The organism is Paenibacillus sp. MAHUQ-45 (assembly GCF_058133325.1).
Genome location: NZ_JBYUPV010000007.1, coordinates 53,186 through 75,609 on the forward strand (window position 1 = coordinate 53,186; position 22,424 = coordinate 75,609).

General features: G+C 44.1%; 12 protein-coding genes. All 12 read right to left on the reverse strand.

Annotated elements, in window-relative coordinates:
• Positions 1–14: 14 nt before the first annotated feature.
• Positions 15–896, reverse strand: a complete 882-nt coding sequence (locus AC3Y23_RS16160; protein WP_379201223.1) for an ABC transporter permease — start codon at positions 894–896, stop codon at positions 15–17.
• Positions 897–1,222: 326 nt separating this feature from the next.
• Positions 1,223–3,514, reverse strand: coding sequence for a helix-turn-helix domain-containing protein (locus tag AC3Y23_RS16165; RefSeq protein ID WP_379200692.1), 2,292 nt, complete (start codon positions 3,512–3,514; stop codon positions 1,223–1,225).
• Between the two features lie 192 nt (positions 3,515–3,706).
• Positions 3,707–4,561 (reverse strand): NAD-dependent epimerase/dehydratase family protein, encoded by an 855-nt coding sequence (locus tag AC3Y23_RS16170; RefSeq protein WP_379200695.1) that lies wholly within the window; start codon positions 4,559–4,561, stop codon positions 3,707–3,709.
• Positions 4,562–4,644: 83 nt separating this feature from the next.
• The gene (locus AC3Y23_RS16175; protein ID WP_379200697.1) at positions 4,645–8,601 is read right to left on the reverse strand and encodes a X2-like carbohydrate binding domain-containing protein; all 3,957 of its coding nucleotides are present in this window, start codon (positions 8,599–8,601) and stop codon (positions 4,645–4,647) included.
• 434 nt (positions 8,602–9,035) lie between these two features.
• Positions 9,036–10,664: a glycoside hydrolase family 5 protein gene (locus AC3Y23_RS16180; protein ID WP_379200699.1), complete on the reverse strand. Its 1,629-nt coding sequence runs from the start codon at positions 10,662–10,664 to the stop codon at positions 9,036–9,038.
• Between the two features lie 45 nt (positions 10,665–10,709).
• Positions 10,710–12,149, reverse strand: coding sequence for a glycoside hydrolase family 30 protein (locus AC3Y23_RS16185; RefSeq protein ID WP_379200701.1), 1,440 nt, complete (start codon positions 12,147–12,149; stop codon positions 10,710–10,712).
• Positions 12,150–12,170: 21 nt separating this feature from the next.
• Positions 12,171–14,906, reverse strand: coding sequence for a carbohydrate-binding protein (locus AC3Y23_RS16190; RefSeq protein ID WP_379200704.1), 2,736 nt, complete (start codon positions 14,904–14,906; stop codon positions 12,171–12,173).
• A gap of 200 nt (positions 14,907–15,106) precedes the next feature.
• Positions 15,107–16,624: a response regulator gene (locus AC3Y23_RS16195; RefSeq protein WP_379200706.1), complete on the reverse strand. Its 1,518-nt coding sequence runs from the start codon at positions 16,622–16,624 to the stop codon at positions 15,107–15,109.
• The gene (locus tag AC3Y23_RS16200) at positions 16,617–18,503 is read right to left on the reverse strand and encodes a sensor histidine kinase (protein ID WP_379200708.1); all 1,887 of its coding nucleotides are present in this window, start codon (positions 18,501–18,503) and stop codon (positions 16,617–16,619) included. The genes AC3Y23_RS16195 and AC3Y23_RS16200 overlap by 8 nt, the downstream gene beginning before the upstream one ends.
• A gap of 97 nt (positions 18,504–18,600) precedes the next feature.
• Complete coding sequence (locus tag AC3Y23_RS16205) at positions 18,601–20,280, reverse strand: type 2 periplasmic-binding domain-containing protein (RefSeq protein WP_379200710.1); 1,680 nt, start codon at positions 20,278–20,280, stop codon at positions 18,601–18,603.
• A gap of 92 nt (positions 20,281–20,372) precedes the next feature.
• Complete coding sequence (locus AC3Y23_RS16210; RefSeq protein ID WP_379200712.1) at positions 20,373–21,260, reverse strand: carbohydrate ABC transporter permease; 888 nt, start codon at positions 21,258–21,260, stop codon at positions 20,373–20,375.
• Positions 21,261–21,287: 27 nt separating this feature from the next.
• Positions 21,288–22,232 (reverse strand): ABC transporter permease, encoded by a 945-nt coding sequence (locus tag AC3Y23_RS16215; RefSeq protein WP_379201225.1) that lies wholly within the window; start codon positions 22,230–22,232, stop codon positions 21,288–21,290.
• Positions 22,233–22,424 lie beyond the last annotated feature (192 nt).

Below are 22,424 nucleotides of genomic sequence, written 5' to 3' on the forward strand. Positions count from 1 at the left end.
GGTGGGCTCCTTTCCTACCAGATGCTGTTCTTGGTAATTCTTTTCGCCAAACCGTTCACTGTAAACAAGAGGACCAGGTTGATGATCGAGTTAAACAGACCAACGGCAGTAGCGAAGCTGTAGTTGGCATTCAACAAACCAACCCGATAGACATAGGTTGCAATGATCTCAGAATTGGCCAAGTTGAGTGGATTCTGCAGCAGGTAGACTTTTTCGAAGCCGATCGCCATTACATTCCCTACATTCAGAATCAGGATGATGACGATGGTTGGTATAATCCCTGGCAAATCGACGTGACGAATTTTTTGAAAACGTGAAGCACCGTCAACTTTCGCCGCTTCATACAGTGTAGGGTCTATCCCCGCAAGCGCTGCCAAATATACGACCGCGCTGTAACCTGCTGTCTGCCAAATATCAGACCAGACATAGATCGAACGGAACATCCCGGGTTCACCCAAGAAGTTAACAGAATCCAGTCCGAAGAAGTTAAGGGCAACGTTGACAAAGCCGAGCCGTGGTGCCAGGAATAGCATAACGATCGACACCATGACAACCGTTGAGATGAAATAAGGTGCAAACGACACTAGCTGAACGAATTTTTTGAACTTGCCTCCACGTATCTCATTAATCATGAGGGCAAGAATAATCGGGATCGGGAATCCCGCCAGCAACTGATAACCACTAAGCATAATAGTATTCTTCAGCAGGATCCAAAACTGTGGATTCTCAAAGAATAGCCGAAAATTTTTAAGTCCAACCCAAGGACTTCCCCATATTCCCTTGATAACGTTGTAGTCCTTAAAGGCAAGAACAGCGTTAACCATCGGGTAATACTTGAAGATGAGGAAAAACAGCAAGGGCGGAATGACCAGCAGATGCAACTGCCAGTGCTTCATAATACTCTTGCGGGCATTGTACCAAAAGCCCGGTCCCTTGCTCTGCGGCAATGACTTACGGTTTAAAGCGATTTGTTTCTCCAGAACAATTCCCCCTATCCAACAGCCTCTGTTTTGTATTTTGTGAGCGCTTTCTACGACTGATCATAGTGGATTTTACTGTCCCCTGAATAGGTACAATTGGGCGTTTCAGCGTACAGTTAACCCGTTTTCGGGGGCACAAAATAGCACAGGAACGGCCATTTTTCCGGTACCCTGCCTGAAGTGGGAGAAAAAAGGCTGCACTGTCCGGAACCGGACAACGCAGCCTTAGATCTTGAAGATATTCATTCATCAGCACACTGTCTGTATGCGCTTGGTGATATGCCAATCAACCGCTTGAAAGCTCGTCTGAAGGAATGTGAGCTATTATATCCAACCCGTGTGGCGATCTCGTCAACGGTATATCCACTCTCTTTTAGCAAAATTACAGCCTGATCCATTCTGACTTTAACAAGGTGGTCGGAGAAATTAACACCTGTGACCTCTTTGAACAATTGGGAGATATATTTTTCCGGTCTCTCCACTTGCTCAGCAACCCGGTACAAGGTCAGCTCCGAATCAGAGTACATCTCTGCCGTATACTCCTTGATCTGCTTAATGATCTGGATATGTGTATCTTTCTTCTTGTTGGCAATAAGCCCGCAGAGCTCTTCCATAATTTCGTTGAATTCAGACTGGATGGTCTCGAGCGGCTCCGAAGACCCGATATCAATGACCCGCCGTTTGACATTCTCGATGGAAGTGTATTCTGTAAAAGCTTTTTGATCCAGCAGTTTAAGGAAGGTGCCCTTCATTTCCCCAACGAGTTGGTGCTTCATTTCGATGGACAGCTCCCGCTGCTCCATATTCTGTACGATAATAGCATGGACGATCCGCTTGGCTTCCTCAAGCTCTCCGGCCCGGATCGTGCTGATCAGCCGCTGCTCCGAATCCAGCGGATAATAATAAGTCGTGTTCTCCGTCTGGGCCTCATTGTACCACATAATTCCTTTTTTATTCATGTAGACAGCGTATTCCAAGGCCTGATTGGCCTGATCAAACGACAGGCTGACCTCGGTCACCGACGTGAACAGTTCGCCGAAGCCCGCCTGGATCGTAATGCGGTATTCATTAAACACATACTGCGCCAGATTCTTCATGGTATGGGTGATGTCAGCAGTCTCATTCTCTTCACCCAATTCTTCATCCATAGAAAAGAACAGGGTGACGACTTTATCGGAGCCCATATTCGTCATCAGAACATCCACGCCAAGCTCAGACAAGCCCTGCTTCACGAGCAGACGAGAAGCACTCAGCTCATTCAGAATCTCCACACTATCCATACCAGCATATCCGTTAATCTGGATAATTCCGGCATACCCCTTGCCTTGTTGCAGGTTAATATCCGCCTGCTGGGCAGCGGAAAGAATCTCATCCCGTGATTTAAATTCGCCGGCAATCAATCGCTTCAGGAATGCATCCCTGACCAGCGGAAGCTGGCGGTTCAGCTCTGACTCCAGATACTTGTTCTGGGTAATCATATCGGCGATATTTCCGCTCAAAAAGTCAAATTCATTCTTCGGACCTGCTTCGTCCTTCCCGAACTGCTCCTTCATAACACTGAGCAGACGGTTAATCGGTGCGCTAGTGCGATAAGCTAGCACCAGGCCGACAATCAGGCCGATCAGCAGCGTGCCTCCCGTAATCAGCCACGTCATTTCCTTGATTTTGTTGGCATTCTCCATCAGAACCTGCCGGGGAATGCCTGCCCTGTATACCCAGCCATTCTTATCTGAGCGGGTCGTGATCACCAAGTCATCACCATAGAACTGGCTGACTTCGTTCTTGTCAAACGACGGATCAGAGACCATTGTAACCATTTCCGGTTTACTGCTCCCCTGCAGGACAATGGTCTGCCCTTTAGCATCGCTGATATGAACCCAGCCTCCATAACGCTCAGTCAGACCGGAGAGCAGACTGGAAATGACTTTCTCGTCAATGACTACAACCGCAACGGCCGGTGAAGCTTCATTGAAACTATCCAGAGGCAGTGACTGCATGTACGTGATCACTGAAGTTTGCATCTTTCTGCTGACAAAAGAACTGAGTGGCTTGATTTCGCTCCGATGCGTTTTCTCCAGCACTTCCTTTGTCCATTCTTCCAGCGACAAATCGTTGTAATGGAAATTTTCATAATAATGGTCAGGTCTGTAAGAAGAACCCGGAGTCAAAATCAGCTTGTAATTGGCCAGGTAAATAAAATAATCCTGCAGAAAATCATTGGTCTGCCCAAAGGTCAGGACATTCCGCATCGCTCTCCATATGCCATAGACATTCGTCTCATTATCCCGCTCGTTCATCAGAACATTCAATTCCTGATTTATCGCAAGCTGTCTGGTAAAGCCCTCGACTTCCGCCATCCGGCGCTCCAATATCTCTTGGCTCTTCTGAAGCTGGGTTACGCTGTTCTCAATAGAGATCGAGCGTGTCACCGAAATCGATGTTAGATAAGACATGTAGCCGCCAATGCTGGGTATAATCAAAATAACCACATAGGAGATTAGAAATTTGCGGAAGACACTGGAATATTTAAGCATGATGGACTCCTCTCCTAAATGTGGCATTGATAGCGCTGTCATGTTTATAGATTAAAACATTTTTCAGTATAGTCAAGTGTTCAACCTCTTTTCGGCACGCTATATACACTCGGAAATGTATAAAAAGCAGCGATATCCCGTTGCTATCACTGCTTTTTATCGGCAATCCCGAGCTCTGCTTTTTTCGTCGCTTCAATTCTCCTGATTACCGTCTTTCTCGCATCGTGTTGACCTAACAGGCACAAATCCAAATTCTTCTTTGAACCGATCCATAGCATATAATTGCTTATAATTATGACCCGGGAAATGATAATAATCCAAATTATAGGAATTACCTAAAATATTACTTAACACCTCCGCCACAGGGGGATTGCTGGTCGCATCCGGCCCCACCAGATTCAAAGTCCTCACTCCTGGCCTAGGTGGGGCATGCAGTGCCGCAGTGATTCCTTCGACCACATCATCAGCATAAACATGGGCCATTGTGATGAACGGAAGTGATGGCCGGGAGCCCGCTTCCAGCGTAGGCGGAGTCCAGTCTTCCGCAGCTACGGCACCGAGACGCAAATTGATAAAGTCAGCATCGGTATGGACACGGTGAAAATAGCGGGTCAGTTCCTCTACCAGAGCCTTGCTAAGTCCGTAGGCATCGGTGGCCAGACATGGGTGTTCATCAGGAATAGGCAACTCCAATGGGACAAATTCTTCATCCAACCCTCCTGCCACGGCAATGGAACTAGCAGTAATAAACTTCCGGCAGCCGCGATCCAGTAGATACCGGAAGAGTCTCCTTGTGCCCAATACATTTACAGCAAGCCCTTCCTCTTCGCTACAGCCTCCGGTCACGGCGGCAAGATGAATAACGGCTTCAATGTCATAAGCATCAAGCCCCTTCAGGTCCTCCATAACGTCAAAAGAACCCTGTACATAAGCCGCAGCTCCCTCCGGAGCTTTCCGTGACAGACAAATAACACAATGCTTGTCCGCCAGGTGCTTGACCAAGGCTCTACCGATGAATCCACTGGCACCGGTAATCAAAATATTCATCTGACTTCCCCTTTCGTTAACATCCCTATTCATTCAGAAAAAAGGGGCCGAAGGGCCCCCCGTTGTTCTAGTCCTTCTTGTAATTATTTCACGAACTGTTCTCCGCTTGTTGTTCCGGGCTTGGAAACATGATCTCGAGATGCTTCTTCAATGTCATCAAATGCCCAGTGGGAAGATGGAACATCACTCCACTGTGGTTGTAACACTCCCTTGAGCGGGCCTCTGCCCAGCACTCTATTGATGGCAACAACTGCTTCCGCACGTGTCAGAATTATCGCAGGACGGAAAGTTCCATCAGCATAACCATTCAAGATGCCCGCACCCTGAGCTTTCAAGATGTCTGCTTGTGCCCAGTGGCCTGCAACATCAGAGAAACCATGCCCCGCAGGTGCAGCGGTCTCGTCAAGAGCAGCTACCAGAACTGCCAGCTCTGCCCGGGTCAAGAATTGGTTCGGCTTGAATGTACCGTCTTGGTAGCCATTCATCAGCCCCATCTTGGCAACCTTGGTTATAGCTTCTGCAGCCCAATAGTCGGACTTGATATCACTGAATACGACATTTGATCCAGTGGCTTCTTTCTGAGCAATACCTGCAAGAATAGTTGCCATTTCAGCACGGGTGATCTTGTTATCCGGCTTGAACAAGCCGCCTGGATAACCTTTGATGTACGCTGTGTGTTGAATGACTTGAGAATCATCATCCCCTGTACTCGGTGCCGGAGTGGTAGTAGGAGCAAGGGTTGCTGTTGGAGCTGGAGTAGCTGTAGGCTGAACTACAGAGCTAGAATAATCACTTGGATTCGATGGTCCTGTTGGATTAGTTGGTCCAGCAGATTCTGTTGGCACTGGCGTTTCGGTCGGCGCTGGTGATTCAGTTGGCTTCACCGGTCCACCTTGATCTGCAGTAACGACCGTGAATTTCAACTGGTCTGTGAGCATGAGCTCACCGGATTTCTTTACGGCTTTGAGCGTGTGTACCCCGCTGGACAATCCCGAGATGCTATAGATCTCTTGTTGAATCTGACGGCTCGGACTGTAAGCATTTACGGTCTGTACCAGCTGTCCGTCTACATATATATCTACTTCGCCTTGCTCTGGTCCAGTAGGTGTGATCATGCTGATTCCAGTACCTTTGAAAGTATATTCAAAGGAATCACCATCAACCGCTGTGTAATGCACATCATTGAGATAATCGCCGCCGAAGGCAAAGCTGAGGTTCAGCGTACCCACCGGCTGCGCAGCCAGATAAGATTTGTTCAGGGTAACACGGTTCCCGTCAAGCGTATAATCGGTCCCCGGAATTAGATTATATGCTCCATTGGTAATCCCGATGAAGCTCTCTGCCTGTTGCAGCAGCGTCACATTAAGATCCGCCTGAGCAGAAGCTGACTTATCGAAGCTCGCTTGTACCGGATTAATCATATTCGGAATTTCAACCTTCAGCATGTCTAGCAGCATGAATTGGCCTGATTTCTTCACAGCTTTGAGTGTGTGCATTCCATCCGGTAGATCGGAGACACTGTACAAGACCTGTTGAGCCAACCGTCCATTACGATGGGCACTAACGGTTTGTTGGAATTGACCATCCAGATAGATATCCATATCTCCCTGTGACTGATCTACCTCTGTGACCAGTTGAATTCCCGTTCCTCTGAAGGTGTATTCGAAAGAATCGCCGTTAGTCTCCGTGTACTGCACGTCATCCTTATAGTCGCCCATCCCTCTTCCGGTACTGCGCGACCAGGAACCGTTGTACTTAATACCAGGATCATCGTTATTAATGAACGCATAACGAATGCCCGTAGAATCACTGATTCGGATGGTCAGTGTCTGGTGATCACCCGAGCTAAAAATTACGTTCAAGCTCGTAGTGCCAACAGGCTGTAGTGCGAGATACTCCTTTTTAATAGTAAGCTTATCATTGGCTACCGTATAATCGTCCGTACTAAGTGGTACGTCGTTATTCTCAACGCCAACTAGTGTATTGCCGTTCAGAGACAATGAAACAGTAATATCTTTCTGTTGTTCCACAGCCTTGTCAAAGCCAGCCGACACAGGATTAATTGTGCTATTCTGTCCGCCTGCTGGTGTTTCTGTTGTCACTCTGAGAGCATCAAGCAGCATGTACTGGCCCGAACCCTTAACCACTTTGAGCGTATGTGGACCGTTAGCCAGACCCGAAGCACTGTACACAGCCTGCTGTACTTCTCTCGGTCCGCTCGTATAAGCGCTTACAGTTTGCGGTGTTCCATTATCGAGGGTAACAATCATGTCGCCCTGTTCTCTATCCTTCTCCGTCAGCACATCGATGCCTGTGCCTATGAAGGTGTACTCAAAAGAATCACCATTAGTCTCGGTGTAATGCACATCGCTATTGTAATCACCGAAAGCTCTTCCGGTGCTCGATTTCCACGAGCCGTTGTATTTAATATTGCTATCATCATCATTAATGTAGACTACATTCGTAACGGTTGCATTGTTCGCCAAAGCTGAATTTACAGCATTATCAGCTACAGCGTCCAGATTATCAGCTTGTGGAGCTAGCGCTGAATTTGCACCAGTAGTATCTTTGATCGCTATGCTGATGTCCTGTGCTCCGTTCAACTGCTCCTTGCCGCCATTGCGTTTCCAGTCTCCGCTATAACGCATGCCTGTATCATCGTCATTGACGGCAGATGTGCCGCTCAGCGCAGTCACTTTGAGCATCCGTGAAGCATGAGGTTCAAGTACACCGCCGCTGAATTCTTTGTCAAAATTACCTAGCTCGGAATGGCTCCACAGGTCACGTACCGAAGCTGGACCTTCAAGTCCGAGATCACTCCATTTGACCTTAACCTCCGCACTGCGGTTGCCCAGATTGAACAAAGCTACACTGTAAGTGCCATCTCCGTTATTGGCATACCAAACTTGCTGCTGCTTATCCATCGATACCGGATGACCGGGACGTCCAGCCTGATTGACCGCAATCACTTCGTCATTGGTCAGCAGCTCCAATCCATAATCGTCCAGTCTTGTCAGGTCATTGCCTGTGTAGAGCTGGGCAGAAGAGATCGACCAGAACGTCATGGCTGTCTTTCGCTCATCTCTGGTCAGACCATCCATGGAGCCATTTCCGATATTCAGGGAATCAAAATCATTCCAGCCCCCTGGTCCTGCCTCCCTCCACCAAACAGCCGCAAGAGGGAACAAACGGGAAATATTCGGCCATTCCGTTAATCCTTTACTGCTGTCGTAGGATTCAATATCCCAGTCAATCCGCCAGCCGTTGGCGTACTTTTTCCAAAAATCCGCATAATTATGGTCCAGTGCCCATGAAAGCTCGAACCAGATATTGTTTCTCGCGAGTGCCTTGGACCAAGCCTCTACATCGCCGCGTGCATCACGGCTCAGGTTGTTGATCCCCGAACCAGGGGTCACACTGTCAAATTTGACAAAGTTAATCCCCCATTCGCCAAGGAGATCCGCGATGGAATCAATGTACTTTTGGGCGCATGGGTTACTGAAATCAATTTTATACATATAGGAATCCCAATAGTCCATTTTCGTAAGCGGCTGTGCTGCTATATCCCGCATACGACATTGTCCGTTAGTCCCATAAATTTCATAGTTTGCGTTATAGCCAGTTATCGACATTCCTGGAATCAGATAAATCCCGATCTTCTGTCCATTATTATGAACATAGTCGATGACCTCCTGAAATCCGTTCGGATACAGGGCCTCATTCGGAATGGGCCGGCCATATTGATCCTCGCCGCCGTTCCATCCTGCATCAATATTAATATATTCATAGCCATGGGCTTGCAGCTTCTCACGCATGGCATCCGATTGCTTCTTGACGCCCTCTGCCGATGTCCAATCGCCTGCCCCATCATACACCTGCATGCTGTAACTGCTCCAGCCCATGTACGGCTTCTGGGCCATACTTGGATCTGCCGCATGCGCCACATTGCTTTTCGTCCCTGCAAAACCCAACTGTGCTACTGCAATAATGAATACCAGCAAACTCATACCCAACCTTTTTCCGATTACTTTCAAAATCATTCCTACCCCCTCTGAATGTTGGTTAAAATCATTTTGATAGCGCTTTCTTACGGAAAGATCATAGTAGAAGATGGATTCCCAGGATAGGTACATTTCGGTATTTTGCGTACAATTAACCCTTATAAAGGGGACAAAACAGCATAGAACGAACATTTTTCCATTTATAATGAAGAAAAGCAATAAAAACAACAAAACGCCGCCCTCAATAGAACGACGCTCACTTTAGTCCTCTCACCAAATACTGACGGTTCGTTTGTTCCCTCAACCCGATTTCAATCTAGTGCATTATTAGAGATGATGCCCATGCTGAGCGAACCCAAATAACCAGTCCCCGGTAGATTTCCGGAGACTGGCTGCTTAAACTTGTAAGCTTCTTCGATCTCTGCCTCACAAACTGGCGACAACCCCGCAAGCACTGTAAACTAGTTTTAGCGTCACGCTAAACGTTCGAGTTCTATGGACAGCAGTTCTATAGTACCTTGCTGAAGAGCTACTTTTATTACCGATTCCTGAGCACTCTTAAACGGACCTACACGGACATGAGTTTTCTCATCGTTACTCTGCAATTTGACTACCTGAATTTCCTTATCATCTTGCTCCACTGTTAACTGAGCATCTTCTGTGCATTTCAACTCCAACTGCACATAACCATCGTCATTAATTTCGCTGAAAGTGTAGCAGGCAAACTCCTGCTCCCGTAGTTCAAGCCCCAACAAGTCCCAGCCACTGTCAAAACCAAAACGCTTCTTCTCCAGCTTATCGGATAACGAGATCAGCTTCATCCCTGTCGTAGACCGATAGCGGTAAATGTTCCCTTCCTCACGTAGGCCACTGAAGCTTTGACCTTTACCAGGCAGTTCATCGAAATCTGTCGCCCGCACACGGCAGCCCGGACGTCGGAATGCCGAATCCGTTACCAATGGATTTGCCAGGCAATTCTCTAGCTTCATATTCTCAAGGAAAGCATCCAGCGACCTCTGTACATCCTTTTCCTCCGGACGAGGGCCACCTTCAGAATACGCGAGAAATTCTTTCCAGCCCTCAGGTTGAGCGATAGAGAAAGGCGAATTGGTACACTCCATTTTTTTCCACGGCCACAGATTGTAACCGATTCCCACAGAAACCGCTAAAGGATACATAGCTGCGAACCATTCCGGATAATTCTCTCCCGTCTCACCGAGCCACAAAGGCTGATTCAGACGCTTGGAGGTATCCAGAAACTCCTGAAAGGCTTCGATTCCTGGCATACAGGCATAACGATGGAAATGAATGACCATGTTGTCATCGTAACGTTTGTAGAATACGGAAACATCTGAAGCCCAATGATGCCCCTCAATAGATAACATATGCACTGGATCAATGGCGCGAATCTCGCGGATAGCCTCATCATAGAAATCTGCCAGCTTTTGCAGAAGATAATACTGGTGATAACCCTCATTCAGTCCGGGACGAAGCGGCTCATTCAGCAGGTCATAACCGCCTACAATCCAGCGGTCCTTATAACGACGGGCTAATTCCTTCCACAGTTCGATACCCTTATTCCAGCTTTCAGGATCGGTGAAAAGCCGCGGGAACTCATCCACCGAATCGTCGATATTGGCACCTGTCTGTCCACCAGGAGCACCATGTAGATCTAAAAAGGCATACAGCTTAAACTCCTCGCACCAATCCAGACATCGGTCCAGCAAAGCGAAGCCATCTTCGTTCCAGATCGTTCCCGCTTCATCCTCCATCAGCACCCGCCAGCTAAACGGAATCCTTACGGAGTTATAACCCAGTTCAGCCATCATGCGAATATCCTCACGGGTAACATAGTTTTCACGAAAACGGGTCCAGAAGCTCTCAGAATACTGACTACCTGTTAGTTCGCGGATAACCTGTTCCATTCTTCGCGGTCGGTCGAATCTTTCCGAACGTGACAACCACATATACCCTTCGGGCAGTAACCAGTTCCCCAGTCCCCAACCGGTTAGTATAATTTTTTCCCCGTCTCCATTAACAACATCTGTTCCCTGCGCTCGCAGGAATCCTTTGACTAAACTGCGATCTGTATGTTCAAACATATGAGTCTTATCTCCTTCTCAGCTGCCTAAATTTCTATGCGGTAATTAACTCCATTTAAAGGTTACTGCAGAGTTGGCATTTAAAGTGTACGTAATTTTTTGTCCATTCCAGACAATTTTAAAGGTGTTACTTGATGTACCGTAGTTATATACAACGATCGCTTTGCTACCATCACTATTTTTGAAGGCCACCTGATCAAGCGTACCCGTTCCGTACGTAGTTGAGGCAATGCGATAAGCACCGGGAGCTACAAATTTACTAAAATGACCAATGGCATAATATTGATCATTATAAGTGACATTATCCCTCACATCAGATCGAACTGTAATCGTTCCCCAATTTATGCTGTTGGATAAGAGCGACGGGCCATTATTCTGGTCTAGTGCCAGATTCCATAGAATATAGGATTTCGCCCAGTTTCTTGGCACTGCAATCATCTCACGCATCATTCCGTTGAAGCTAGGATTCCAGGAGCCATAGCCGCCCTCTGTGAACCAGATATCCTTATTAGGGAATTGATTATGCAGAATCGTCATAGCTGACGGATCGCCACCGTAGTGATGAAATGCTGTTCCAGCCACATATGAATTTACGGCAGGATCGGCTAAGGCTTGTTGAGGGAACGAAATATTATCCCAGTTAAAATCGTAAGCCATGATCTTCGTATTTAATCCTGCGTTTCTAATAGCCGGGCCCAGATTGTTTTTGATAAAGTTATTATGATCCGAAACAGACATATACGTGGTCGGGTATTCTGCATTTTGCAGACCAGGTTCATTAACAGGACTTATTGCATAAATCGGTATACCCTGATTGTTGTAGGCCTGAATGAATTTCACAAGATAGTTAGCGTAAGCCCCATAGTACTGAGGGTCTAAGTATCCAGTATTCATTGGATTGCTGACATTAGGAAACTGCCCTTTTTTCATCCAACCTGGTGGACTCCAGGCTGCTGCCATGACTTTAATCTGGGGATTAACTGTTCTCGCTTGCTTCACCATGGGAACAATATAAGGCAAATCTCTGGCAATCGAGAAATTGTTCATGTTGGTATCCCCGGGTGTCTCATTGTAGCTGTAGATTTCCCAGTTGAAGTCAGAGGAACCAATACTCTGCCGAAGTAAGCTAAGTCCAATCCCGGAAGTACCGAACAGCTTTTCCATAACTTCTGTCCGTTTGGCTGTTGTCAATTGGTGCTGTAGCAGCCAGGCAGAAGCATCCGTCAACGATGCGCCAAAACCATCCATTTGTTGATAGGCTATATTCTCATCAACTACGATAGCCAGCCCCGCAGCCCCATCGTCTGCTGTAAACGAAGTGCCCGGTCTTTGGACCAGCTTAGCACCTGCGCTGGAGTCGGTTAACCATACCTCGGATGTAGGAGCGGCACTGGCAGGTTTCGGAGGAGGCGTTACCACAAGCAAGGAAGCTACCAGGCAAATGGATAACATTTTTAATGGAGCAGCCTTCATATTCAGTTTCATACACATTTCCCCTCCTAATATTTAGTTTTCTTTCATTGAAATGCTCACATTATCTACTGTAATTTCGTGGGATGCATTCAATTTCGTACCCACATGACCCATTAAAAAATTCAACTGCGCAGCAGCGTCCGTAGTATTCAGCATTTTAAATTCAATGGTATGTTCGGTTGTTGCTGGCGTAAGCTCAATGTTTCTTTTCCCACTATAGTCCTGGCTTCCATCTGAATTATTCGCTCCTTCCACAGCTACCTGAATCGTCCGAGCAGCCGAAGATTTGGCTTGGAATTTCACGACGTATGTCTTGCCTTGGACTAATTGCAGCTTACCTTGCTTCATTTGAATCTCCCAGCCGTCGGTTCCACCCCAATCACCTTCATTCACTACCTTGATCTTCATTTCATCGGCAACCACATCAAACTTAGCCTCACCTTTTGCACCGTCTGTGTTCCCCTTACTTTGCCAAAGCGTCCAATCGGTAGCGTCCTTCGTAAACTCACCATTTCTTATCTGATTGCCTGTGATTGGAACAGTCTTTAAATCCTCTGGATCTTGTAGTAGACCTCCAACGCTGTCTGTTTCATGAACCAGTTGAATGGACTTAAGGTTAAACGACGAACCATTCATATATAGACGAAGAGTTTGCTTACCTTTCTCAAGCACGACAGGTTCACTAACGATATTGCCCCAGACTTGCCAGCCCCCCGAGTTCTTCACAGCAGTTTGGGCTACAGTCTTGCTGTTGATTTGGGCATCAATTGTTCCTTTTCCTCCATTAGTAGCGATACGATATACAAATTTGTAGCTACCAGATTCGGATATCTCAACCGGGTAATCCATCCAATCCCCTTTATCAATATATCCTACATTTAATCCACCTTCTGAACTGTTCTCTGTCTGTCCATCATTAGTATCCATATAATCAGCTGCTTCGAACTTGCCAGGAAGTAGCTTGGATTGTACAAATTCATATCGAGGTGAGACCAATGGGGAGATCCTAACCGTTCCTTTTTTTCCGTCCTCATTCTTATCTGTAACGAAAACGGCTGCCTTCAATACTGTATCCGTTTGTTTCAATGTAAGCGGCGAATGATACGCCGGGGAAGTAGCGGATGGATTCTTACCGTCCAACGTATATCGAATGATGCCTCCTTTGACCTTTGTCGATATGGCTACCTGTACCTCATCTACATATTTCCCGCTTCCCAAAGAGACTACTGGTGAAGTTATGGTATCTTTCAGAGCTCCCTTCGCCCAAGGAGTCCATTTATATGTGGCAACTGTTTTACTAGGCAAAGTGGTATTAAATTCAGCACCGTTCCAGGTAACCCGCAGGTCTTTGGATGTTGCCGAAGTATTAGTAGCTACCATGACGATACTGCCATCAGGATTCTTGAAAGCAACGTTTGAAATGGCCGGGGAGATGGAATCGGAAGTCATTCCGGCTTTTAATTGATCAAAAGCAGCATCAAAATGGTTACTCTCAATCCGCACAGCGCCTTCCTGAATGAACTTTGAGAATTGGGCAAGCATATAAGCTTCAAAATTTAACGTTACGCGATCTTTCTTCTCTGCATCAAGCGTTAATAAAGTGCGACCAGCTGCCGTGCTGGAGACATTTGGTTGTCCATTATTATCAAGCATGGTGACCCAGGCAACATAAGTCCGCGAATAATTTCGGAAATATTGTATAATCCTATCGACACCTTTTGTTCCCCAAACGGATCTCTCCGTCAAATAAATGGGTTTGTCAGGATATGCATGATGAGCTTCGCTCATACCGGTTAATTCACCATAATAGTCATGGAATGAAGTTCCGTCTGCTGCGGCATAAGCTTCCGGATCATCATAAATCGCCTTATTTTTCTCCCAGTCAAAAATATTGAATTCATTCACCCACACCTGGGTATTGAGAATACTTCCATTTTTCTTATTTTGAAATTCTTTTTTCATAAGTTTGACTAACTCCGTCTGCTGAGCGACGGTCATTTGAGTCATTGGATAATCAACCTGGATATTAGGTTCGTTAATAAGACTCATCGCATAAATAGGAATACCATGCTCGGCATAGGATTCGATAGCCTTGCGGTAATAAAGAGCTAATGCTGGCAAATATTCATCCTTCATCTTCCCTGTTTTATCTACTCCGCCCTCGATCTTTCCCGATTCCTTCATCCAGCCTGGAGGACTCCACGCAGAGGCTATGATTTTCGCATTCGGATTATATTTAAGAGCCTCTTTAATCACCGGAATAATATGATAATCAATATCCTTCTGGATGGAGAAATATTTCATCTCCGCATCACTTCCACCTGGAGGATGATCATTATAGCTATACCACTCACGACTGGTAAAATCCGAGGTTCCAAATGTTATCCTAATGACGTTCCACCCAAGCCCTGTTTTAGGGTCCATTAAGAATTTCAGAACCTTTTCACGCTTTTCATCTGACAACTTCATTAAATTATAGATTGTAGATTCTTCCAGCGAGGAGCCTACCCCAAGATAGGGTTGAAAGGTTTGGCGATCATCCACGCTTAGCGTTCTTACATTACGCTCAGAGATTCCCTCCGTAAATTGGCCATTCTGCTGTGGTGTAAGATGATTGCTTCCGTCTTCTGAGGAATACCATACAGATACTTTTCCCGCGTTTCGGGAATCTTGTGGAGCTGACTGGCCGAATGCTGTCTGAACATTAATGGTTTGCGGCCCAATAAGGAGCAGAAGAGCACTTAATACATAGCAAAATAATTTCTTCAATACTTCCCCTCCTCATATAATAGTTTGTATGCGTTTGCAATCATTTGAATTGATAATACCTACTGATTACTTTCGCCTTGCTTTTATTATAAGAAAATCCATTTTAATAACCTATCCGTTCAATTTCAGGTAGGGTATTGTTTTTTTGGGTATACAAAAAGAGCACGCACACCCGTATGCGTACTCTTCCTACTTATACATTAGTTTTTCTCTAAAACGACGGGTTGCTGGTTCTGATTCCGATACTCCAGCGCGGTTATTCCCTCTGATTCTTTAAAAATCCGGATGAAATGTTTCACATTATCGAAGCCTACCTGCTTACTTATTTCGTATACTTTTAGATCAGAATCTGAAAGGAGCTCCTTTGCCTTCTCCAGCCTGAAATTTCTTAAATATGAAGAAAAACTTGTTCCCGTATATTCTTTAAATGCGTGACTGAAGTAAGTATAGTTGAGTGACAATTGATTTGAGACCACAGCCATGTTCAAGTCTTCGGCAAAATGCTTATGCACGTAATTAACGGCTTTTTGCATACTCTTGTTTTCTTGACTGCTTTGCTCTCTGGCCACTTTCATAAAGACATCTAAACGCTCTAACAGTTCTTCAACCTTATTATAATAGTCTTCAAAGCGCTGAAAATTCCCAATGTGACCCACCTGGCTATATAGCCGCAAAATATGAATTGATTCTTGACCATAATACCGGTAAACCTTATCAAAAATTTCTTCATTCATGATTACACTGATACACTCCAAATATCCAATCTCACAGTGGCTAATCACATGGCTGTTGAAGATCTGTTGAAAGAGCTGCTTAACCTCTGGCAGACGGTCTGTACCAAGCAGATTGGAGATTCGGCGGATCGTCTCTAGAGGTATCTCGCAATTTAAATTCCGCTTTATAATATGGTCATAGAATAGAACTTCCGTGTTATTGATAACCAGGAAATATTTCATCGTCTGTTTGGCTTCACTATACGCTTTGCGCAATTGCTGAATCCCTTCTGTACTAGAACTGAGAGCAATTCGGCATTCCCGCTCACCTAATTTCTTCAGCTCTTCTGCTAGTTGAAGAAATTCATCCTTATTTTGAGTTACAACTATTATATTGCCTTCGTTGTCTTTGCTAAAAATAATATTCTGCACTTCAGACAGCAGGCCAGATATGAGATCATTCTGCTTTATACATATAATCCCCAATATGTATTGCTCCTCTAGCCAACCGTATCCTGCATTTAGCAAATTGGTGGATGTTTCACTAGAATCGTTGCTGTTAGAATTGAGAATAGTGGCGATCCAATCCGAAGGAGAAGATCTGGTTAACAATTCATTATGCAATTTTCGATCCAGTATCTCAATCCTGATGTTCTCCAAAAATGAATATAATTCTTCGCGTACGACGGGTTTGAGCAAATAGTCCCTAACCTGATATCGTATCGCTTTTTGTGCATATTGAAAATCATCGTATCCACTAAGTAATAAAACCTCTGGTTTATATGGGAACTTCTGAATATGGGATAATAGTGTGATTCCATCCATTACAGGCATTCGGATGTCCGTAATAATGACGTCTGCAGGATCCTGTTCTAGCTGCTCCAAGGCATCACTTCCGTCCTCTGCGAATCGAAAAGAATAAACCTCAGGAAACTTCCTTTCGATCATGGACTGTAGTCCCATTCGAATATTATACTCATCGTCAACAATCATTAATTTAATCATCAATGTCCTTCCTCCCTTCAAATTTAAGAAGGGGCATACTCATTACAACACGAGTATAACTACCCACCATACTCTCTATGCGTATACCATAGTTAAGTCCATAGCTCATAATCAGGCGTTGATCCACATTGCGAAGACCGATGCCGCTGCCCCCTCCGTTTTGAACCTTTCCCCGTAATTCCTGATAGTCTCTTTCCTCCATGCGCAACAAGTTGGATAGAATACGGATCTTCTCTTCGGGAATGCCGCAACCATTATCCATAATCTCAATGAGACAATTATTCTTCTCAGCCATAGCTGTAATAGAAATGATAAACTTACCGGATTTTGAGTTCATCTGCTTCATCCCATGTTTAATTGCATTTTCCACAATGGGCTGCAAAGACATCTTTAGTGATTCCTGATTTAATAACGCAGGATCTACCACTACACCCAGTTCAATTTTACCATTGTAACGGATATTCATGATGTCAATATAATGATGAACATGATTCAACTCTTCTTTTAGCTTTACATGCTCTCGTGTCCACTGCAGTGTATAACGCATCATCCCTCCAAGCGAGGTAAGTGTGTCCGAAATAACATATTGGCCTTCCATCTCCGCAAGCATCTTCAGATTCTCCAAAGTGTTATACAGAAAATGCGAATCAATTTGGTTCTTGAGCGCTTTCAGCTCTGCTTCTTTACCTGCCGCTTGCCTATTTGCCTGCTCCTCAATGAGTTCATTAATTTTACTAAGCAGTTTCCGATAATGATGTCCGAGCTCTCCGATCTCATCCGTTCCCGTTATCGGAAGATCCACATTAAAGTTGCCGCCTCTCACTTTTTTCATTGAATCTTTCAAGACTCTAAGACGTTTAAGAATCATCGACTGCATGAAATAAGATAATAAACTTAAGAACGCCATCAAAAAGATAATGATGATAATTAATTTGTTTCGTCTTTCTTTGATATCAGCCATCGTATCTGCCAGACTCACAATATTGACAAGATGGACATCAATAGATTGGATATAGCTCTGAATGGCCAAATAAGGTTGTCCAGCTGTATAAAATTTAACCACTTCGTTGCTTGGCTCATTGCTCAGTATAACGCTTTCAATATATTGCTCGGCGGAGACATTATTGAACATGACCGAAGAATCCAAACTAAATACTTTATGATCCCGAGTAACAATAACCAATTGAGAAGATGGATCTTGAACTTTACTAAAGGTTTTCAGAAAAAAATTCTGCATGCTCATACTTATTTCCAATATGCCGTTATGCGTAGTATCATCAAGAAATTTAAACTCCTTGAGTAGCGATGCGTCGAACCTTACGGGTTCTGAAGGTGCATCGACCAATACGCCTTCCTGCTCGCCCATTACCCAATAACTACTGCCTTCTTGCTCCAGTACGTCCTTATACCAATATTTATTTTGAATGCGGAACTCCTGAAGAAGTACTGGCCAAAACTCCTGCACATTGGGGTTACTTGTGAATAATCTGACTTTGGATACTCTAGGATTGTTAAAAAGATAATATTGAAACTCCCTTATTAATTTCGTTTTGATTTCGAGCAAGGCTTCTGTGTTAAAGTCTTTCTGGGATTGCAGAAAATCGTTCATTTCCCGATTGGAAAGTGCAAGTTGAGCTGTCCACTCCATAAGTTCAATATTGTTTTCTATATTTGTTTTCTCAATATCGAGAATCGTTTCATTATTTCTGATCAGTTCATCCATAGATTTAGAATTTTCATGAGAAAAGCTGTAAGACGAGAAAATAAGCACCGGAATAAAAATCAAAATCATAAACGAAAGGATCAACTTCGCTTGAAGCGAAAGGTTGCGTATATATTTTTGGATATACACTAGCATTTTTATATTTTTAATCTTCAAATATCCACCACATTCTACATAATGATAGAAGCAAGCCCGGTTATATTCATTCAAAATTACAGAGTGAATATCCGAGCTTGCTTATTAATGAATACTACTATTGTTCAAAAGAACTCAACTTTTTCATATTAGACTCATACGCATTTTGACGGTATGCATCGATAGCTTCTTGCTCGCCGCGGTTCTTCAAGTAGTCGTTGAACACTTTATCGAATTCTGCATCTGAGCTCGACATTAACATTTTAGGAAGCGCCTTGCCCCATAAACGAGCGTTCTTACTATTGGCAATACCTTCCTTGCTGGTTGCATCCGGATCAAGATTATCATATTGGGCCATGCTGATAGCTTTACCTTTGGTCCAATCCGCCATTTGACTGTTAGGTAGCGCTCCCGGTGGGTTCCACGCCAAGTTCATATTGGTATCCATAAGCATCCAATATCTGAAAGAAGCACCGTACTTTTGGTCGAAAGCCGTACGATCCGTATTCAAGAGATTTAGCACGTCAGGCAAGAATTGATCTTTACCATCAATAGTATCATAAGTTACACCTTTTTCACCTAGGAACAAGTCTTTATTTCCTTCTTCACTAAGCAGATAACTCATAAAGGCAATCGCGCGTTTTTTATCTTTGACGTTTTTGGAAATCAAGGTCACAGTCCATCCAGAGATTCCCGGACCAGAAAGTGTAGGCGCATCTTTAGCACTGTTGGCTGGTCCATCTACAGCAATATAAACGGAATTAGGATCTTTTTGATACAAAGTTGTATTAATCGGTTCAAAGTCTGTGCGTTGATACAACATCGCAAAGTAACGTCCTTGAGCAATTTTTTCTTCCATTTGTGCCCGTTTGTCAATAAAGACATCCTTCGCTAGCAGTCCGTCCTGATTGGCTTGACGGAACACTTTCAGCCAATTCAGATATTCAGCATCTTGGCGTCTGTCGTATAATTTGCCGTCTTTCTCTTGAGGAATCGCCAAGAAATTCTGCAGATAGCCTTCAAGCGAGTAGTTTCCTGTTTCTGTGAATTCATGAAGTCCAAGCGGAATCAACGGCTGGCCGCTCACTTCCGGATATTTTTCTTTGGCTAGCTTAAGCGCATTCAAGAAACCCTCTGGAGTACTCATATCCGGCTTACCCAGCGCTTCATACATATCTTTACGCACTACGAATGTTTGATTGGAGGTAAACTGCTCTCCATATTTTTTATAATCCGCAGGAGAGGAAGACGCATTGGGATATCCATACACATTTCCATTAGGTTGTGTGTACCAGCCAAGTTTGGCCGGGTCAGCTACCTTTAAGAAGTACGGGTCGTATTGCTCTGCCAATTCGTTGAGCGGCAGGACCAGATCACCTTTAATCATCTTTTTAATGGCTTCTTCATACCAGCCCAGAGTAATGAAATCAGGCATGGAGCCGGAAGCCATCATCGTATTAAGCTTTTCATTTTCATTCCCGGCAGGAACAATAAAATTCACATCAACACCGGTTTTTTTGGTGATATAATCTGTAACCACGTTATCTCCCCACTTGACATCAGCCCAACTGAAATTGAGATACCAGTCGAACGTAATCGGTGAAGTATCCTGCTTCCAGGTTGGTTCATCACTTGAAGGAGCTGCGGCTTCCTCTGTGGTTGTATTCGTTGACGGTTTGTTGTTAGTCTTCTCGGCAGAACCATTGGCATTGTTATTTCCGCCAGAACACGCAGTAACCGAAAAAGCCATGATAAGTGCTAGTAGACCTGCAGTAGTCTTTCGTAAAGAATTTCCCATTGCTCTTCCCCTTTTCTAATTTAGATATAAACTTCATTTATCATCAATCCAACGCTTAAGGGTGGATGGATAATTGTGATCAGCTTGCTAGTTCATCCTTTAATGGAACCGATCATAAATCCTTTAACAAAATATTTCTGCAAGAAAGGATATACTACTACAATTGGTGCAGTTGTCACAATCATGGTAGCGAGTTTCAGTGACTGAGAAGTTATATTCTTGGCTACACCGGTAGGCATTGCCGAGATCATCTGATTGGAACTGGACTGGGCAACCACCCGATATAAGAAGGTTTGAATAGGCTGCAAATTGGTATTATTGATATAGATCATTCCTGTAAAGTAATCATTCCATTGATAGACACCATGAAAGAGAGCTATGGTTGCTACTACTGGCATAGATACAGGTATGATAACCCTCAGGAATATTTTGAAGTCATTTGCACCATCAATTTTGGCCGCCTCTTCCAATCCTGCTGGTATTTCACGGAAGAAGCTCATAAAGATGATGAGATCGAAAAAGCTAAAAGCTGCTGGAATAATATAAACCAAGAAATTATCAAGTAGATGAAGATTACGGATTAAAAGATAAGTTGGAATTAATCCTCCGCCAAAAAACATCGTAATTGTCCCGATAATCATATATAATTTACGCCCATATAATTCTTCGCGACTAAACGCATACGCTACCATAGAAGTAAACAGGACGTGAACCAGAACACCCAAGACAGTTTTTGCAACAGTAATTCCCATAGCTGTCATGATACCCTTACTATCAAATACAGCCTTAAAACTTTCTAAGCTGAACTGCCGAGGCCACCAATAGATCCCTCCCCGCATTGCATCGTTAGCATCATTGAAGGCATTTACGACAACATACCAAATGGGGTAAAGGGTGATGAAGCAGATGGCAAGCATCAAAATGCCATTCATAATCTCGAAAGCGAATTCGCCTTTCGTCTGCCTCTTCATTGAAATCATGTGCATTCCTCTTTTCATGTCAAGATACTAGAATAGTGAAGTATTATTAAGCTTTTTGGTTACAGAGTTAGCTCCGACTAAAAGCATAAGAGCAATAACGTTTTTCAGTAGACCAACGGCTGTTGAATACGAGTAACGTCCTTCATTCAATCCCGTTTGATAGACGTAGATATCGACAACATTACTTGCGCTTGCATTAAGCTGATTGCGGAGTACCAGAATTTGATCGAAATTTGAGTTCAATACACCACCAACAGCTAGAATAAATAGGATGGAAATAGTACCCATGATAGACGGAAGCGTAATATTAAGGATTTTTTGAAATCTCCCTGCACCATCTATCGTTGCAGCTTCGTACATTTCAGGGGAAACACCACTAATAGCTGCAAGATAGATAATCGCCGACCATCCGAGTTCTTTCCAAATGTCAGATGCAATGATTATTGTCCAAAAGTATTTAGCTTCCGCCAGATAACTTATCGGGGCATCAATAACATTCATAGCCATTAATATTTTGTTAATCACACCTACATCAGACAGCCAAGTTGCCAAAATCCCACCTAGAACAACCCAACTCAGAAAGTGTGGAAGATAAGTAATAGTCTGAACTGATTTTTTAAAGAAAACAGACCGAACTTCATTTAGTAACAGAGCGAATATGATCGGTAAGGGAAAACCAACAATCAGTTTAATTAAACTGATACCAAGCGTGTTGCGAATGACCTCGACTAGTGCATCATCCTGCAAAAATTCTTTGAAATGCTCCAAACCAACCCATGGAGCTTCTGCAATTGTAGAAATGATGTCATAATCCTTAAACGCGACAATAATTCCATACATAGGTATATAATTGAATACGATCATCCACGCTATACCAAGCAAAGCCATAATTTGAAGGTATCGCTGCCTATAAATTTTTCTGAATATCGCTTTCCATCCTTCCCTTCTCGCATTAGGTGAGCTTGATTCCATAGTAATTTGTGTACTGGCTTTCATATCACTTATGCACCTCCAAAAAAAACCTCTTTACGTGATTAATTGTAAACGGTTCATATTTTTGAAACTAGGCATCTCATTCAAGGTAGAGTTACTAATTTTCAGGTGGGTCATTTCGTACAGAAATAATGGGTATACCAAAAAGCCGCCCAATCCTTCAGAAAGAAG